Raw genomic sequence first — 16,554 nt, forward strand, 5'->3', positions numbered from 1 at the left:
GCGGTGACCCGCCGCGGAGCATCCGGTGAACATCGCGAACGTCGGGCCCGGATCGGCTCCGCAGCCGAGCCGCGGGTCCCACCCTGGAGGCGTGAGAGTCGCGCTGCTGGCCGAGTCCTTCCTCCCGCACATGAACGGGGTCACCGGTTCCGTTCTGCACGTCCTCCGCCATCTGGCGGAGGCCGGTCACGAGACGCTCGTGATCGCCCCCAAGTCCGGAGACGTCACCGCCGACCTGCACGGCGCCCGCGCCGAACTCCTTCGCTCGGTGCCGCTGCCGTCGTACCCCGAGGTGCGCGTCGTGTTCGCGCGCGCCGCGCGCCTCGGTGCGCTGCTGCGGGAGTTCCGCCCCGACGTCGTGCACCTGGCATCCCCGTTCGTCCTCGGCTGGCAGGGACTCGCGGCCGCCGAGGCGCTCGGGATCCCCTCGGTCGCGGTGTACCAGACCGACGTCATCTCCTACGCCCAGAAGTACGGTCTGCCCCAGGCCACGGCGCTGGTCGCCGGGCACGTCACGCGACTGCACCGCCGGGCCACGCTCACGCTCGCCCCGTCGTCGGCGTCCACGCGGCAGCTCGAGGAGCTCGGTGTCGACCGTGTCCGCCGCTGGGGCAGGGGAGTGGATGCCGTCCGCTTCGCGCCCGAGCACCGCGACGAGACCTGGCGCGCCGCGCTGGCGCCCGGCGGCGAGCGCATCGTCGGCTACGTCGGCCGTCTCGCCCCGGAGAAGCAGGTCGACGACCTGCGCGCGCTCACCGACCTGCCGGGGACGCGGCTGGTCGTCGTCGGCGACGGCCCCTCGCGTCCGGCCCTGGAGAGGGCGATCCCGGATGCCGTGTTCACGGGACACCTGTCGGGTGACGCGCTCGCGCGGGCGATGGCCGGGTTCGACGTGTTCGTGCATCCCGGCGAGAGCGAGACGTTCGGGCAGACGATCCAGGAGGCCCTCGCCAGCGGTGTCCCGGTGGTCGCCACCGGCGTCGGGGGTCCGCTGGATCTCGTCCGCTCGAGCGTCGACGGGTGGCTGTACAAGCCGGGCGACCTCGACGACCTGCGGGCGCGGGTCGCCGACCTCGTGGGCGACGAGTCGAAACGGCAGGCGTTCGCACGGGCGGCCCGGGATGCCGTCGCCGGGCGCACGTGGGAGGCGCTCACCCGTGAGCTCGTCGGGCACTACCGCGACGCGGCGGCGTTGCGCGCGCGCGATGCCGGGATGCTCGTGCGCGGCGGAGAGCGGCCCGAGGTGCCCGCACCACGCCCCCGAGGGCACTGGACCCGCTACGTCGCGCTCGGCGATTCGCTGACCGAGGGGCTGTGCGACGCGTCGCGGATGCCGTCGGGGCAGTTCCGCGGGTGGGCCGACCGTCTCGCGGAGCTCCTGGCCCACACGAGCGACGCGGGGCCGTTCCGGTACGCCAACCTCGCGGTCCGCAGCCGCCGCGTGCGGCACCTCATCGACGAGCAGATCCCCGCGGCCCTCGCGCTCCGGCCCGACCTCGTCTCGATCCTCATCGGCGCGAACGACCTCGTCGGCCCCGCGCCGGTGATCCCGGCCCTCGTCGCCGAGGTGGAGTCCGCCGTACGGGCCGTGCGTCGCACCGGCGCGGACGTGCTGCTGGTCACGACGTTCCTTCCCCGGCGGGCGGCTGCGCGGATCTTCGCCCGCCGGTTCGCCGCCTACAACGTCGAGCTGCGCCGGATCGCCCGCACGCACGGCGCGATCCTGCTCGACCTGGAGGCGGTCGCCGAGATCGGCGACCTGTCGCTGTGGGCCGACGACCTGGTGCACCTGCGGTCGCGGGGGCACCGGCTCGTGGCGTACCGCGCGGCCGAAGCGCTCGGGGTGCCCGACGCCGGGGAACTGTCCGGCCTCGACGAGGCCCTGCACGCGGACGACGAGGTGCCGCGGGGCGGATGGCTCACGCGCGACGCCCTGCCGTGGGTCTGGCGCCGCCTCCGCGGGCGCACCGCCGGCGACGGCATCCTCCCCAAGCACGACGGGTACGTCGAGCTCCCCGCGCGCGGCGAGCGTCAGCGCACGTCGTCGTAGGGCTCGCGCCCGCGCCGCGCCCCGGCCGCCCGAGTGGCCACCAATTCACGTGATCCGGCCGAACGTCTGCGGCATGGCCGACCAGAAAGAGTGACTTCGGCCGCATCGCGTGATCTGGCGGCTCGGGTGAAGTCAGTACCAGCCCGTGGCCTCGGAGTGCGCCCACGCGCCGCACGGGGAGCCGTAGACCGACCGGATGTACGACAGCCCCCAGTCGATCTGGGTCGCGGCGTTCGTGCGCCAGTCGACTCCGGCGGTGACCATCTTCTCGCCCGGGAGGGCCTGCGGGATGCCATAGGCACCGCTCCACGGATTGAGGGCGTCGGCGCGCCAGCCCGACTCCCGGTTCCAGAGCGACACGAGACACGAGAACTGATCGTCGCCCCAGCCGTACGACCCGATGGCGCCACGGGCGTACTCGCGCGCCGCGGAGGGCGACATCGTCGGACCCGCCGGGGCTGTGGTGCTGCCGCTCCCGCCACCGCTGCCGGCGGACGCCCCCGACCCGCCGCTCGACGATCCGCCGCCGGAGGATCCGCTCGACGATCCGCCGCTCGACGATCCGCTGGACCCGCTGCTCGTCGCGCCCCCGCCGGACGAGCCGCCGGTCGCCGCAGCGGACTGTGCCGCCAGAGCTGCGGTCTGCTGCGCGAGCCTGGCGGCGCGCTCCTGCGCCGCCGTGGTCTCGCGGATCGCGGCGAGCTGCGCGTACAGCTCGTCGAGCCGTGTGCGGGTCGCCGCGACCGTGGTCGCCTCGGCATCGGCCCGGGTCTGGGCCTCCGCCGCCGTGGTCGCGGCCTCGTTCGCGAGGCGGGCCGCCTCCGCGCGCGCCGCGTCCGCTTGCGTGCGCAGCGACGTCGCGAGGTCCGACGCCGAACGCGCCTCGCTCGCGGTCCGTGCCGTCACGGTCGACACCCGATCCAGGATGCCGAGACGCTCCAGCAGCGAGTCGGGGTCTGCCGCGGTCAGCAGCTGGGCGACGAGAGGACCCCCGGCGGTCGAGCGGTACAGCCGGGACGCGCTCGCACCCGCGCGCGCGGTCGCCGAGGCGAGGGTCGCGTCGGCGTCGGCGCTCCGGGCCGTCAACGTCTGGGCGCGAGCCGCCGTGCTCTCGGCGAGCAGCCGCGCGCGTTCCGCGGCGGCGGACGCGTCGAGGGCACCCCGCGACGCGGACGCCGCGGCAGCCTCGGCGGCATCCAGCTGTGCCTTCAGATCGGCGACCGCGGGGTCGTCGTCACCGACCGCCGCAGAGCGGACGGAGGCGTCCGCGGCCGTGCTCGGAGGTGCGATCGTCAGGACGGCGCACATCAGGGCGCTCGCGAGAGCCATGTGACGTATGTGACGTCTGAGGCCCATGAGGCGAGGGTACGGCACCCTTCCGGGTCGAACCACCCGGGAAAGTCGGGCCCTGATAGGCTCTTGGAGGATGCCGCCATGGCATCCGCTCAATTACACATGAGCTCACGGAGCAGGCCGGCAGACGCTGGTCCCCTGTGGTGGACTCCCCGTCATGACGCCGGGTGGTCGTCTACTGGTGGCCAGTCGCCGGGATTTCCGGGCCGACGAGTCGGCGCGCCCTTTCTGCCTGTTCCTGCTCCTTCGCATGTCAGCTCGTCGCCCACACGGGGCGCCGAGCCTAAACAAAGAAGGAGGGACCTCTTGGAAGGTCCAGAAATCACCGCCGCTGAGGCCGTTCTCGACAACGGTCGTTTCGGCACCCGTACCGTCCGCTTCGAAACCGGTCGTCTCGCGCAGCAGGCGCAGGGCGCCGTCGCCGCGTACCTCGACGAAGAGACCATGCTGCTCTCGGCCACCAGCGCCGGCAAGCACCCGCGTGAAGGCTTCGACTTCTTCCCGCTGACCGTCGACGTCGAGGAGCGCTCCTACGCCGCCGGCAAGATCCCCGGCTCGTTCTTCCGCCGCGAGGGTCGCCCCTCCACCGAGGCCATCCTCGTGTGCCGTCTCATCGACCGCCCGCTGCGCCCGTCGTTCGTCGACGGCCTCCGCAACGAGGTCCAGATCGTCGTCACCGTGCTCTCGATCGCGCCGGGCGAGTTCTACGACGCCCTCGCCATCAACGCCGCCTCGCTGTCGACCCAGATCTCGGGTCTGCCGTTCTCGGGTCCCATCGCGGGTGTCCGCCTGGCGCTCATCCCGGGTCACGGCGAGCACGCCGACCAGTGGGTCGCCTTCCCGACCGCCCCGCAGCTCGAGGAGGCCGTGTTCGACCTCATCGTTGCCGGCCGCGTCCTGGAGGACGGCGACGTCGCGATCATGATGGTCGAGGCCGAGGCCACCGAAGGCAGCTGGAACCTGATCAAGGGCGGCGCCACCAAGCCGAACGAGCAGGTCGTGGCCGAGGGCCTCGAGGCCTCGAAGCCCTTCATCCGCGAGCTCGTCGCCGCACAGAACGTCGTCGCGAACACCGCGGCCAAGGAGATCCAGCCGTACCCGGTCTTCCCCGCGTACAGCTCCGAGGTCTACGACTTCGTCGCCGGTCGCGCGTACGACGACCTCGTCGGCATCTACCAGATCGCCGACAAGCAGGAGCGCCAGAACGCCGACGACGCCGTCAAGGACCGCGTCAAGGCCGAGCTCATCGCCGCCGTCGAGGCGGGCGAGCTGCCGGCCGGTGCTCCCCTGGAGTTCTCCGGTGCGTACAAGTCGGTCACCAAGAAGATCGTGCGCGGCCGCATCCTCACCGAGGGCGTCCGCATCGACGGCCGCGGCCTGGCCGACATCCGTCCGCTCGACGCCGAGGTGCAGGTCATCCCGCGCGTCCACGGCTCGGCGATCTTCCAGCGCGGCGAGACCCAGATCCTGGGCGTGACCACGCTGAACATGCTCAAGATGGAGCAGCAGATCGACTCGCTGTCGCCCGTCACGAGCAAGCGCTACATGCACCACTACAACTTCCCGCCGTACTCGACCGGTGAGACCGGTCGCGTGGGTTCGCCCAAGCGTCGCGAGATCGGGCACGGCTTCCTCGCCGAGCGCGCCCTCGTCCCGGTGCTGCCGAGCCGCGAGGAGTTCCCTTACGCCATCCGTCAGGTCTCCGAGGCGCTGGGCTCCAACGGCTCGACCTCGATGGGCTCGGTGTGCGCCTCGACCCTGTCGCTGCTGAACGCCGGTGTGCCCCTTCGCGCCCCCGTCGCCGGTATCGCCATGGGTCTGGTCTCGGACGAGGTCGACGGGCAGACGCGCTACGCCGCGCTGACCGACATCCTCGGCGCCGAGGACGCGCTCGGCGACATGGACTTCAAGGTCGCGGGTACGAGCGAGTTCGTCACCGCGATCCAGCTCGACACGAAGCTCGACGGCATCCCGTCGTCGGTGCTCACCGCCGCGCTGCAGCAGGCTCGCGAGGCTCGCCTCACGATCCTCAACGTCCTGAACGCCGCGATCGATGCGCCCGACGAGATGGCGCCCACCGCGCCCCGCGTCATCAGCGTGCAGATCCCGGTCGACAAGATCGGTGAGCTCATCGGCCCCAAGGGCAAGACGATCAACTCCATCCAGGACGAGACCGGCGCCCAGATCTCGATCGAGGACGACGGCACGGTCTACATCGGTGCGACCGACGGCCCCTCGGCCGAGGCCGCCCGCGCCCAGGTCAACGCGATCGCCAACCCCACCAACCCCGAGGTCGGCGAGCAGTTCCTGGGTACGGTCGTGAAGATCGCGACCTTCGGCGCGTTCATCTCGCTGCTCCCCGGCAAGGACGGCCTGCTGCACGTCAGCGAGGTCCGCAAGCTCGCCGGCGGCAAGCGTGTCGAGAACGTCGAAGACGTGCTGTCGGTCGGTCGCAAGATCCTCGTGCGCATCACGAAGATCGACGACCGCGGCAAGCTGTCGCTGGAGCCCGTGCTCGACGAGGCCACCGAGCCCGCCGACACCGAGGGCTCGGCTGCGGCCAGCGAAGGCCCCGAGGCTCCCGCCGAGGGCTGACCCCTCTCCGACGGATGCCCGTCCCGCGTCACGCGGGGCGGGCATCCGTGCATTCCGGCCCGGCCGGCGGCGGTCAGGCGGCCGTCTTCAAGCGTTATGCAATGTTTATCGCCGAGCCGGGCGAATCGGCGGTCGGACCCTGGTGAGGCCCTACCCTCGAACTACGCGTCGGGGGCGAAGCGGGCGCCGTCGGCGTCCGGTCTCCGGTGCACCGAGGAGTGGCCCATGAGTGGCTCGGGCGTCGACGAGACGGCCACGCCGCCCCTGCGCCGCAACCGGGTGCCTCACCCGTCCGCTCCCGTGACGCTGCAGGGTCCCGGCCTCGGGTCGCACGTTCGCGTGCCCCTCGGCGAGACCGGCTTCGACGTGTTCCCGCTGTTCCTCGGCGGTGGCGAGTTCGGCTGGAACGTCGATGCCCGCGTGAGCCACGAGATCCTCGACACGTACGTCGAGCTCGGCGGCAACGCGATCCACACCGCCGACAGCTACGCGGCAGGACGCAGCGAGTACATCATCGGCTCGTGGATGCGTTCCCGCGGCACGCGCGACGACACCGTGCTCGCGGTGCGCATCGGTCGGCATCCCGACAACCCGGGGCTCGGCGCGGTGAACCTCGTCCGCGCGGTCGAGGCGTCGCTCAGCCGTCTCGGCACCGATCGCATCGACGTCCTCTCGCTGGATGCCGTCCGCGGCGACACCGCGGTCCTGGAGGACACGCTCGCGACGTGCGAGTGGCTCGTCGAGAGCGGCAAGGTCCGCGCGATCGGCGCGCACGGCTACACGGCCTCGCAGCTGGTCGAGGCGCGGATCCTCTCGTCGGCCGGGTACCCGCGGGTGACGGTCCTGGACGTGCCGTACAACGTCATGCGCCGGGACGAGTTCGACGGCGATCTGCGGCTGATCGCCGCGGCCCAGAGCATCGCGGTGACGCCGTCCCACCCGCTGGCGCACGGCTTCCTCGCCGGTGAGACCCGCACCCGCGGTCAGCAGCAGAGCTCGGTCCGCGGCTCGCAGCTCGCGGCTCACCTGAACCGCCGGGGGTCGCGGGTGCTACGTGCGCTCGATGCCGTCGGCGTGGAACTGGGGGTTCCGGATGCCGCGGTCGCGGTGGCCTGGCTCCTCGCTCAGAAGGCGGTCACGGCGCCGATCGTCAACGCGTTCGCTCCGCGGCACGTCGTCGAGTGCATGCGCGCGGTGGGCGTCCGGCTCAGCCGCGCCCAGCTGTCGGACATCGCCCGCGCCGCCGAGTGATCCGCCCCGTGTCGGGGGCGTGACGTAGGCTGGAAGTGTTCTGCGGGGGGCCCGCACACTGACGACGAGGTGAGCTGACGTGACGCATTACATCTACCTGGTGCGCCACGGCGAGCATCAGGATGCCGAGCACGGGCTCACCGACGGACCCCTGTCGCCGCGCGGCCAGCGCCAGGCCGCCCTCCTCGCCGACCGCCTCTCCGGGCTCCCGCTCGACGCCGTGTGGCACTCTCCTCTGGAGCGCGCGGCCCAGACCGCACGCGCCGTCGCCGAGCGACTCCCGTCGGTGTCTCCCGAGGCATCCGCTCTGCTGTTCGACTGTGTGCCGACCGGCATGACGCCCGAGACGCCCGCCGCGTACGAGCCGTTCTTCGGTGCGGTGACCGAGGCCGAGATCGAGGCCGGGCGCGCCCAGATGGCGGATGCCACGGCCGAGTTCCTCGCGCGCAAGACCGGCGAGGTGCATGAGCTGCTCATCACACACAACTTCGTGATCGCCTGGTTCGTGCGCGAGGTGCTGCAGGCGCCGGAGTGGCGCTGGATGACGATCAACCAGGCCTATTGCGGCCTGACGGTGATCGCGCAGAAGAAGGGCCGGCCCTGGACCCTGCTGTCGCACAACGACCTGGCGCACCTGCCGGTCGAGCTGCGGACCGGCCTGGTCGACCCGCTTCCGGTCTGACGTGGCGGCGGCGTCGCGCGGCGGGCCCTACGTACCCGTCGTCGGGTGGCTGGCCCTGGGCGGTACCGTCGCCGGGGCTGTGGTCTGCGGGATCCTCTTCGGCTTCCTGATCCCACCCGACCGCGGTGAAGAGGGCGTCGTGTGGGTCATGCCGCTGTACGGGGCGTTCGCCGGCTTCGTCGCCGTGCTCCCTGCGATCGTCGGCTTCTGGGCCGGGCTGCTGCTGTGGACACGCACGCGTACCCGTTCGGTCGCGTCGCGTGCGGCGGTGGCGACGGTGTCGGCCGCCGGGGCGGCCCTGGCGTTCTGGGTGGCCGTCGTCGCCGCGATGACCGGTGGCTACGGAGTCGTGCTGGGCCTGATCCTCGGCGGGCTCACCGCGGCGGTCACCGCGACGATCGTCGGTCCGGCCACGATCCGCGCGGCGCGCCGCGCCGACCGCGCTCCGGCCGCCTGATCGCGGCGAGGGGGTGGTGGCGCTCCCGTCTCAGCCCAGCACCTTCCCGTACCACCTCGTCGCGTTCGCGTTGTCGTTGTACGCGGGGATCGCCTGAAAACCCGAACGGGCGTACAGGCCGCCCGCCGCGTCGAGCGTGTGGTGGGTGTCGAGCACGAGCTCGGCAGCGCCGCGCTCGCGCGCCCGGCGCTCGAGATCGTCGAGGATCGCGCGCCCCCAGCCGCGCCCTCGGCCCGTGGAGCGCACGAACAGGTGTTTGACCTCGTCGCGCGGGCCGTGCGGTCCGTCGTCGATGCGCCGGATGCCGCCGCATCCCGCCGGGCGACCCTCGTCGTCGTCGAGCACGACGAAGACGCCGGCCGGTTCGACGAACGTCGCCGGCGACGGGAAGACCGTGCGATATCCACCTCCGGGGAAGATCGAGGCGCGCAGCGCGAAGTACTCCTCGAGCAGCGCGTGCGCGTCGGGGGCGTCGACGGGGGAGATGCGAATCGAGACCACGCTCCGATGCTAGGCGAGGGGCGAACCGGCGCGTCCCCCCGCATGCCGGCCCGCCGGTGACGCCGCCGCATAGGCTGGCACCATGACCACACGCGTTGCCATCGTGGGCGGAACCGGGAAACTCGGCGGAGTGATCCGCGAGGTCGTCGAGACCGAGGAGGGGTACGAGGTCGCGGCCGTGCTCGGCTCACGATCCGACCTCGCCGAACTCGACGGCGCCGACCTGGTCATCGACGCCTCCACTCCCGCGGTGTCGATCGACGTGGTGCGCGCGGCCATCGAGCGCGGGATCAACGTGCTCGTGGGCACATCGGGGTGGTCGAGCGAGCGGATCGCCCTCGTGCGCCCCCTGGTGGATGCCAGCGGCACCGGGGTCGTGTTCATCCCCAACTTCTCGCTCGGTTCCGTGGTCGGCAGCGCCCTGGCCGCGGCGGCCGCGCCTTTCTTCCCGTCGATCGAGATCGTCGAGGCGCACCGCGAGACCAAGGTGGACTCGCCCAGCGGCACCGCCGTCCGGACGGCCGAGCTCATCGCCGCCGCCCGCGAGAAGGTCGGCCCGGTGCAGTCGCCTCACGTGGACCAGCGTGCACGGGGTCAGCAGGTCGCCTCGGTGCCGATCCATTCGCTGCGGCGACCGGGCGTCGTCGCGCGGCAGGAGACCGTCCTGTCGGGCGCGGGGGAGTCGCTCAGCATCGTCCACGACACCATCGACCCCGCCACGGCGTACGCCCCCGGCATCCGCATCGCGCTGGCGGCGGCGCGCGAGGCGCGCGGCGTGATCGTGGGGCTCGACAGCTTCATCGACATCGGTGTCCGCACACGCCCGGCCCGCCCGGAGGCGCCGATCGCCGACGACGACGTGTCGGGGCAGGTCGCGAGCGTCACCAGCGCATGAGGACGCGTATCGCCGTCGTGATCATGACGGCCCTCCTCCTGCTCTACATCGTGCTCGCGGGGCAGCGCGCTCTCGTGCTGCTCGGCAGCGGAGACGGCGTGGGCATCGCGATGGGCGTGGCCCTCATCGTGCTGCCGATCATCGCGCTCTGGGCCATCGGGCGGGAGCTCTGGTTCGGCGTGCGCGCACAGCGGCTCGGCGAGATCCTGGATGCCGAGGGCGCCCTGCCGGACGAAGAGCTCGACGTGCGCCCGAGCGGACGGGCGACGCGCGCCGACGCGGATGCGCTCTTCCCGGGCTATCGTGCCGATGTGGAGGCCCATCCGGCCGACTGGCGCGCGTGGTACCGCCTCGGTCTGGCGTACGACGCGTCCGGCGACCGGCGCCGGGCGCGGGAGGCCGTCCGCCGGGCGATCTCCCTCCAGGCGGCCGACGGACGCGCCGGCTGACACGACGGCCGGCGCGGGTCGCGCGGCCGTTCGCGTCAGCGTGGGGCGGGGACCGCGGACGCGACGGCGTCCTCGACGGTGCGGTGCAGGAACGTGAAGCCCGCGTTCTCGAGCACGGCGGGGCGGACATCGGCATCCGAGGTCAGCAGCGCCTCCGTCGCGTCGCGACCGAGGGCGAGCTTCATGCCCCACACCGGCGCGCGCAGGATGTACGGCCGATTCATCCGTCGGGCCAGGGCGAAGCCGAGGTCGTTCGCGGTGGCGCGGGTGGGGCCGGTGAGGTTCACCGGGCCGTCGATGTCCGAGTCGATGACGTGGCGGATGGCACGCACCTCGTCGTCGAGTGTGATCCACGGCCACACCTGCGTCCCGCGTCCGATCGGTCCGGAGGCGCCCAGCCTGGTCAACAGCAGGAGCGGCTTGAGCACGCCTCGTTCGTGCACGATCGGCGCCGTCCGCAGCAGAGCGACGCGGGCGTGGGAGCCCGCGTCCTTCGCGGCGTGCTCCCACTCGACGCAGATGTCGGCGAGCAGGCCCTCACCGCGCCCGGATGCCTCGGTGAGGACGGCGCCGGGCTGCGATCCGTAGTACCCCGTCGCGGAGGCGTTGACGAGCGCCGGGGCGTCGGCCCGGAGTTCGCGGATCGCCGCGGCGAGCGTACGCGTGGGGGTGATCCGCGACCAGAGCAACCGGCTCTTGTAGGCAGGGGTCCACGGGAACCGTCCGATCGACGCGCCGTTCAGGCACACGACCGCGTCCGCGCCGGCGAGCACGTCGGGATCGAGGGGGGTGGCGTCGTCCAACCACTGCACCTCGTGCGGGCCGGATGCCGGATGCCTCACCAGTGACGTCACCTCGACGCCGTCGGCGCGCAACGCCTCGGCCAACGCCGAGCCGATGAGGCCCGACGCGCCGGCGAGGACGACGCGTCGGGCGGGGGACTCAGGCAAGCGTGGCCTCGAGCGTGATGTCGATGCCCGCGAGCGCCTGCGAGACGGGGCAGTTAGCCTTGGCGTCGTTCGCGATCTTCTCGAACGTCGCCGCGTCGAGGCCCGGGACGACGGCGTTGACGTTCAGGTGGCTGCCGGTGATGCCGGTGCCGGGCTTGAAGGTCACCGAGGCGGTCGCGTCGATCGACTCGGGCGGCGTCCCGTTCTCGGCGAGGGCGTTGGAGAGGGCCATGCTGAAGCACGACGAATGGGCGCCGGCCAGGAGCTCCTCGGGGGTCGTGACCGAGCCGGATCCCTCGCTGCGCGCCTTCCAGTTCACATCGAACGTGCCGATCCCCGATGAGGTGAACGTGACCTCGCCCGATCCCTCGAACAGGCTGCCCTTCCAGGCGGTGGTGGCTTCGCTGGTGACGGACATTCGAACCTCCGTGTATGGGCGCAGCCCGATGCGGCTGCGGCGCAGATCAGCCTAGCCAGGGCCGCAGACGCGGCGGAGGTCTTGACAGCCCGCGCTGGTCCGATGCTCAGGCCGCGGAGGGCCGACGGCGGCCGACGAGGCCCGCGCGCTGGAGGACCAGGTAGAGCTGGCATCCGAGGCACAGTCCGAACACCGCGTTCAGGAACGCGGCGACGAAGGCCATCGCCGCGGCGATCGGCAGCGCCCACGGCACGCCCGCGAGGTGCAGGAGCAGGCCCACGGCGGTGACGAACAGGCCGACGCCCTGCGCGAAGCGCGGCGGGCGCGGGTCCTCGAACTCGGTGGGCGGAGCCAGGCGCGGCTGCACCACGCGGCGATAGAGCACTCCCCACGGGGCGGTGCGCGGCGACGCGACCCCCCAGACGAAGAGCAGGGCGATCACCAGCAGGAGGAGGAAGCCGGGGTCGAGGATGCGCGCCGACAGGGGTGTGGCGGCGAGGTCGCCGGTGGCGACGCCGATCAACGACAGGAACGTCGCGACCAGAAGCAGGACGGCGGTGATGGATGCCGCGAACCGCGGCCCGCGGACATCGATGCGCTGGACTTCAGGCACGGGCGGACTCCTCTTGCAGGCGGCTCAGTTCGAGCTCGACGACGGCTCGGCCCGGGGTGCCGCCGAAACGGGTGCGGATCGCCCCGTGGCGGTCGAGGACCAGGGTGGTGGGGGTCTGCAGCACGCGGAAGTGCTGAGCGATGTCGGGGCGGTGCGTCAGGTCGACGTCCAGGTGGCGCACGCCCTCCCGGTCGTCGGCGATGTCCGACAGCATGCGGTGTACTCCGGGGCAGCGCGCGCACATCTCGGTGCTGAACTGCAGCAGCGTCGCCTCCTCGCCGAGTCCGTCGGCGCCCAGCCGGCGCGGGTCGACGATCTCTGCGGAGTCCACGGTGCGGGCGCGTCCCTGCGTACGGCGGAAGACGACGCCGGCACCCACGGCGACCACGACGAGCGCGGCGATCACGAGGAGGGCAAGGGTGAGGTCCACGACCGACAACGCTAACGCGCGACGGGGGGACGGGGGCCGATGAGTCGCCGAATGACGCTCCCGTCCGGTGTTTCCTCAGCGGTCGTCCAGCTACGGGTTCCATCGACGGGGCGCACGGCAGCGCGCGCTCCGTCCGGGTGTCCGAGCACCCCGGTATCGTGAGGGCCGTGACCGCCGACATCCCCACGCCGTATGAAGATCTCCTCCGCGACGTCCTCGCCTCGGGTGTGCACAAGTCCGATCGCACCGGCACGGGCACCACGAGCGTGTTCGGTCGACAGATCCGGTTCGACCTGGCCCAGGGGTTCCCGCTCGTGACGACGAAGCGCGTCCACATGAAGTCGATCGTGTACGAACTCCTGTGGTTCCTGCGCGGGGAGTCGAACGTCGGGTGGCTGCAGCAGAACGGCGTGACGATCTGGGACGAGTGGGCGGATGCCGACGGCGAGCTCGGCCCCGTCTACGGCGTCCAGTGGCGCTCGTGGCCGACGGCCGACGGCGGCGAGATCGACCAGATCTCGCAGGTGATCGACCAGATCCGTCGCGATCCCGACTCGCGTCGCCTGATCGTGTCCGCCTGGAACCCCGCCGACATCCCTGACATGGCTCTCGCCCCGTGCCACGCGCTCTTCCAGTTCTACGTCGCCGACGGCAAGCTCTCGTGCCAGCTCTACCAGCGCAGCGCCGACATGTTCCTGGGCGTCCCCTTCAACATCGCGTCCTACGCGCTGCTCACGCTGATGATCGCCCAGCAGGTCGGGCTCGAACCGGGCGAGTTCGTCTGGACGGGCGGCGACTGCCACGTGTACGACAACCATCGCGCTCAGGTGACCGAGCAGCTCACGCGCGACCCGTACCCGTACCCGACGCTGCGGTTCGCCCGGAAGCCCGACTCGATCTTCGACTACACGTACGACGACATCGTGGTCGAGGACTATCGGCACCACCCCGCGATCCGGGCCGCCGTCGCCGTATGACCAGGCTCGGGCTGGTCTGGGCGCAGGCCCGCGACGGCGTGATCGGTGCCGGCGGGGGGATGCCGTGGCACGTGCCCGAAGACCTGGCGCACTTCCGCGCCGTGACGGGCGGGTCCGACGTCATCATGGGGCGCCGCACGTGGGAGTCGCTTCCACCGCGGTTCCGCCCGCTGCCCGGTCGCCGGAACATCGTGGTCTCCCGGTCCGTCGCGTGGGCCGATTCCGGGGCCGAGCGCGCCGACTCGCTCGACGCGGCACTGCGGCTCGCGAGCACCGACGACGTGTGGGTCATCGGCGGCGGGCAACTGTACGCCGAAGCCATCGGTCGCGCCGAGATGCTGGAGGTGACACGGCTCGACCTCGACGTGGACGGCGACACGGTCGCGCCCGGCCTCGGCGGCTGGACGCGGGTCGCCGCCGACCCCGAGGACGGCTGGCAGGTCTCCCGCACGGGGGTCCGCTACCGCTTCGAGACCTACGCGCGGGGGAGCGCCGCGTGACCCGCACCGCGTTGGTCACCGGCGCCAGCTCGGGTCTCGGCGCCGAGTTCGCCCGCCAGCTGGCCGCCCGCGGCGCCGACGTGGTGCTCGTCGCGCGTGATCGCACCGCCCTCGCCGCGGTGGCCGAGCGCATCCATGCCGATTTCGGAACGCACGTCGACGTGCTGGTCGCCGACCTCCTCGACGACGACGAGCGCGCGGCGGTCGAGGCGCGCCTGGCCGCGGGTGTCGACGTGCTCGTCAACAACGCCGGATTCGGTCTCGATCTGGCGTTCGAGAAGACCGACGTCGCCGACGAAGTCCGCCACCTGCGTCTGCACGTCGAGGCGGCTCTGCGCCTGACCCACGCGGCGCTGCCGACCATGCTCGAGCGCGGCGGCGGCAGGATCGTCAACGTCGCCTCCGTGGCCGGATTCGTTCCTCGGGGGACGTACGGCGCCGTCAAAGGGTGGCTCATCTCCTTCAGTCGATGGGCGAACGTGGTCTACAGTCCGCGCGGGGTCTCCGTCACGGCGGTGTGCCCGGGATTCGTCCACACCAATTTCCACGAACGCCTCGGGCTTCCGCCGGGGCAGGAGGGCGTCCCACCCGGGATGTGGCTCACGGCCGACACCGTGGTGCGCGAGGGGCTGCGCGCCGCCGCGCGCGGGCGCTCGGTGTCCATTCCGTCGCTGCGCTACAAGCTCCTCGTGGCCGTCTCGCTCCTGCTGCCCGACCGGACGGTCGTGAAGGCCGCCGCCCGGGGTCGCTGAGGTCAGCGGAAGCGTCCGAGGCGGATGCCGGCGAACGCCAGCGCCCCGATCGTCTCTCCGTCGGTGATGGTGCCGTCCGCCACGAGACCGAGCACGTCGGCGAACGGGATCCAGCGCACCGCCTCGATGCCCTCCTCGCGCTGTGACGCCGTGGCATCCGCGATGTGCAGATCCTGCGCGAGGAACACGTGCTCGGGGGCCTCCGCGATGCCGTTGAGGGCGTGCATGCGGCCGATGTGGTCCCACCGGGCCGCGGTGACGCCGCTCTCCTCCCGCAGCTCGCGCTGCGCGGCCACGAGCGGGTCCTCGCCGTCGCTGCCGCCGGACGGCAGCTCGAGCGAGCGCCCGGTCGTGTAGCGCTCGAGCTCCACCATGCACAGACGTGCCCGATCGTCGATCGCGATGACGAACACCGAGGGCTGCTGCATCCGGACCACGCCGTAGATTCCGTCGCCGTCGGGGCCGGTGACCTCGTCCTCTCGAACGTGGATCCAGCGGTTCTCGTACACGGTGCGGGAGGAGCGGGTGGTCCAGACCATGCGGTCAGCCTAGGGTGACGGCGGGATCCCGCCCCGCCGGTGGGGGAGATGTTCATCCACGGCCCCGTGCTCGACCGGGGAAGGCGGGTGCTGAACCGATAACCTGAGAGCATGACGCACTCCGGCAACCCCTTCGGTCAGGTGCTCGTCGCGCTCGTCACCCCGATGACGGCCGACGGCGAGGTCGATTGGCCCGCCGTCGAGAAGCACATCGACGACGTCGTCAGCGCGGGCGCCGACGGTGTCGTCGTCACGGGCACGACCGGCGAGACCTCGACGCTCACCGACCCCGAGAAGCTGCGCCTCGTCGAGGTCGGCAAGGACGTCGCGGCCGGTCGCGCCAAGATCATCACCGGTGGCGGGTCGAACGAGACCGCGCACGCCATCGAGCTGTACAAGGCCAGCGAGAAGGCCGGCGCCGACGGCATCATGATCGTCACGCCGTACTACAACAAGCCCACCCAGGCCGGCATCCTGACCCACTTCCGTCTCGTCGCGGATGCCACCGACCTCCCGGTGATCCTCTACGACATCCCCGGCCGCACCGGCGTCGAGATCAAGTACGAGACGATCCTGCGCCTCGCGAAGCACCCGAACATCCTCGCCGTCAAAGACGCCAAGGGCGACTTCAGCGAGGTCAGCCGCGTGCTCAACCAGACCGACCTGATGTACTTCTCCGGCGACGACGCCAACGTGCTGCCGCACCTCGCGATCGGCGCTGCGGGCCTCATCGGCGTCACGGCGAACATCACCGCCACGCCGTATCGGACGATCGTGGATGCCGTGAACCGCGGTGACCTGGCAACGGCCACCGCGGAGCACAAGCGCCTCGAACCGCTCGTCCGCGCCGTCATGACCCACGTGCCCGGCACGGTCGCGGCGAAGTACATCCTGCACGGGCTCGGCCGCATCGGCAGCCCGCGCGTGCGTCTGCCGCTGGTCGGTCCGGAGGAGTGGGAAGCCGCGACGATCGAGGACGAGCTGGCGCTGGTCCGCGACGTTCCGGGCGCCGACTTCTCCAACTTCCGCCCCGACCGCAACGCGGCCGCCGGCGGTGCGCTGCCCAAGGTGCACGGCACCACGAGATAAGCATCGGCGTCCGCCGAACCGCGGCCAGGGACGCCACACGAAGGGATGCCGCG

The 16,554-nt window shown here is 72.0% G+C and carries 18 protein-coding genes; 11 read left to right on the forward strand and 7 right to left on the reverse strand.

The genetic code is table 11. The annotated features are described in order from the left end of the window. The first annotated feature begins 91 nt into the window (after nucleotides 1-91). Nucleotides 92-2,050 carry a glycosyltransferase gene (locus BGO45_RS16270; protein WP_292696237.1) on the forward strand — a complete coding sequence of 653 codons (1,959 nt, stop codon included), beginning with the start codon at nucleotides 92-94 and terminating at the stop codon, nucleotides 2,048-2,050. A gap of 132 nt (nucleotides 2,051-2,182) precedes the next feature. Here BGO45_RS16270 and BGO45_RS16275 read toward each other — a convergent pair whose 3' ends face one another. Continuing rightward, entirely contained in the window at nucleotides 2,183-3,379 is a 1,197-nt protein-coding gene (locus BGO45_RS16275) for a hypothetical protein (RefSeq protein WP_292696239.1), read from the reverse strand. 330 nt (nucleotides 3,380-3,709) lie between these two features. Here BGO45_RS16275 and BGO45_RS16280 point away from each other — a divergent pair, with 330 nt between their 5' ends. From BGO45_RS16280 to BGO45_RS16295, 4 genes are all read left to right on the forward strand, one after another. Further along, nucleotides 3,710-5,998 (forward strand): polyribonucleotide nucleotidyltransferase, encoded by a 2,289-nt coding sequence (locus BGO45_RS16280; protein ID WP_076490852.1) that lies wholly within the window; start codon nucleotides 3,710-3,712, stop codon nucleotides 5,996-5,998. A 225-nt stretch (nucleotides 5,999-6,223) separates the two neighbouring features. Further along, the gene (locus BGO45_RS16285; RefSeq protein WP_292696242.1) at nucleotides 6,224-7,249 is read left to right on the forward strand and encodes an aldo/keto reductase; all 1,026 of its coding nucleotides are present in this window, start codon (nucleotides 6,224-6,226) and stop codon (nucleotides 7,247-7,249) included. Nucleotides 7,250-7,328: 79 nt separating this feature from the next. Then, nucleotides 7,329-7,931 carry a histidine phosphatase family protein gene (locus BGO45_RS16290; protein WP_292696244.1) on the forward strand — a complete coding sequence of 201 codons (603 nt, stop codon included), beginning with the start codon at nucleotides 7,329-7,331 and terminating at the stop codon, nucleotides 7,929-7,931. Nucleotide 7,932: 1 nt separating this feature from the next. Beyond that, nucleotides 7,933-8,388 (forward strand): hypothetical protein, encoded by a 456-nt coding sequence (locus BGO45_RS16295; protein ID WP_292696246.1) that lies wholly within the window; start codon nucleotides 7,933-7,935, stop codon nucleotides 8,386-8,388. A gap of 30 nt (nucleotides 8,389-8,418) precedes the next feature. Here the strand turns inward: BGO45_RS16295 and BGO45_RS16300 are convergent, their stop codons facing one another. Continuing rightward, on the reverse strand, nucleotides 8,419-8,889 hold the full coding sequence (locus BGO45_RS16300) for a GNAT family N-acetyltransferase (RefSeq protein WP_292696248.1): 471 nt from the start codon (nucleotides 8,887-8,889) through the stop codon (nucleotides 8,419-8,421). 82 nt (nucleotides 8,890-8,971) lie between these two features. On the opposite strand from BGO45_RS16300, the gene dapB reads away from it, so the two are divergent. Continuing rightward, entirely contained in the window at nucleotides 8,972-9,784 is an 813-nt protein-coding gene (gene dapB, locus BGO45_RS16305; RefSeq protein WP_292696250.1) for a 4-hydroxy-tetrahydrodipicolinate reductase, read from the forward strand. Continuing rightward, on the forward strand, nucleotides 9,781-10,233 hold the full coding sequence (locus tag BGO45_RS16310; protein ID WP_292696252.1) for a hypothetical protein: 453 nt from the start codon (nucleotides 9,781-9,783) through the stop codon (nucleotides 10,231-10,233). Before dapB ends, BGO45_RS16310 begins: the two co-directional genes overlap by 4 nt. Nucleotides 10,234-10,268: 35 nt before the next feature. Here the strand turns inward: BGO45_RS16310 and BGO45_RS16315 are convergent, their stop codons facing one another. From BGO45_RS16315 to BGO45_RS16330, 4 genes are all read right to left on the reverse strand, one after another. Further along, nucleotides 10,269-11,183 (reverse strand): TIGR01777 family oxidoreductase, encoded by a 915-nt coding sequence (locus tag BGO45_RS16315; RefSeq protein ID WP_292696254.1) that lies wholly within the window; start codon nucleotides 11,181-11,183, stop codon nucleotides 10,269-10,271. Further along, nucleotides 11,176-11,601: an OsmC family peroxiredoxin gene (locus BGO45_RS16320; protein WP_076490841.1), complete on the reverse strand. Its 426-nt coding sequence runs from the start codon at nucleotides 11,599-11,601 to the stop codon at nucleotides 11,176-11,178. Before BGO45_RS16320 ends, BGO45_RS16315 begins: the two co-directional genes overlap by 8 nt. A 106-nt stretch (nucleotides 11,602-11,707) precedes the next feature. Further along, the gene (locus BGO45_RS16325) at nucleotides 11,708-12,214 is read right to left on the reverse strand and encodes a DUF4395 domain-containing protein (protein WP_292696257.1); all 507 of its coding nucleotides are present in this window, start codon (nucleotides 12,212-12,214) and stop codon (nucleotides 11,708-11,710) included. Then, nucleotides 12,207-12,644: a thioredoxin family protein gene (locus BGO45_RS16330; RefSeq protein ID WP_076490839.1), complete on the reverse strand. Its 438-nt coding sequence runs from the start codon at nucleotides 12,642-12,644 to the stop codon at nucleotides 12,207-12,209. The genes BGO45_RS16325 and BGO45_RS16330 overlap by 8 nt, the downstream gene beginning before the upstream one ends. Before the next feature lie 167 nt (nucleotides 12,645-12,811). On the opposite strand from BGO45_RS16330, the gene BGO45_RS16335 reads away from it, so the two are divergent. Genes BGO45_RS16335 through BGO45_RS16345 form a run of 3 tightly spaced genes read left to right on the forward strand, consistent with a single transcriptional unit; the run spans nucleotide 12,812 to nucleotide 14,873 of the window. After that, on the forward strand, nucleotides 12,812-13,621 hold the full coding sequence (locus BGO45_RS16335) for a thymidylate synthase (protein WP_076491860.1): 810 nt from the start codon (nucleotides 12,812-12,814) through the stop codon (nucleotides 13,619-13,621). Further along, nucleotides 13,618-14,121 (forward strand): dihydrofolate reductase, encoded by a 504-nt coding sequence (locus tag BGO45_RS16340; protein WP_292696260.1) that lies wholly within the window; start codon nucleotides 13,618-13,620, stop codon nucleotides 14,119-14,121. The genes BGO45_RS16335 and BGO45_RS16340 overlap by 4 nt, the downstream gene beginning before the upstream one ends. Beyond that, complete coding sequence (locus BGO45_RS16345) at nucleotides 14,118-14,873, forward strand: SDR family oxidoreductase (RefSeq protein ID WP_292696262.1); 756 nt, start codon at nucleotides 14,118-14,120, stop codon at nucleotides 14,871-14,873. The genes BGO45_RS16340 and BGO45_RS16345 overlap by 4 nt, the downstream gene beginning before the upstream one ends. 2 nt (nucleotides 14,874-14,875) lie before the next feature. On the opposite strand, the gene BGO45_RS16350 is transcribed toward BGO45_RS16345, so the two are convergent. Then, on the reverse strand, nucleotides 14,876-15,412 hold the full coding sequence (locus tag BGO45_RS16350; RefSeq protein WP_292696264.1) for an NUDIX domain-containing protein: 537 nt from the start codon (nucleotides 15,410-15,412) through the stop codon (nucleotides 14,876-14,878). Between the two features lie 111 nt (nucleotides 15,413-15,523). On the opposite strand from BGO45_RS16350, the gene dapA reads away from it, so the two are divergent. Further along, the gene (gene dapA, locus BGO45_RS16355) at nucleotides 15,524-16,501 is read left to right on the forward strand and encodes a 4-hydroxy-tetrahydrodipicolinate synthase (RefSeq protein ID WP_022878057.1); all 978 of its coding nucleotides are present in this window, start codon (nucleotides 15,524-15,526) and stop codon (nucleotides 16,499-16,501) included. The last annotated feature ends 53 nt before the right edge of the window (nucleotides 16,502-16,554 follow it).

The sequence above is a fragment of the Microbacterium sp. 71-36 genome (assembly GCF_001898305.1).
Classification (GTDB): Bacteria; Actinomycetota; Actinomycetes; order Actinomycetales; family Microbacteriaceae; genus Microbacterium.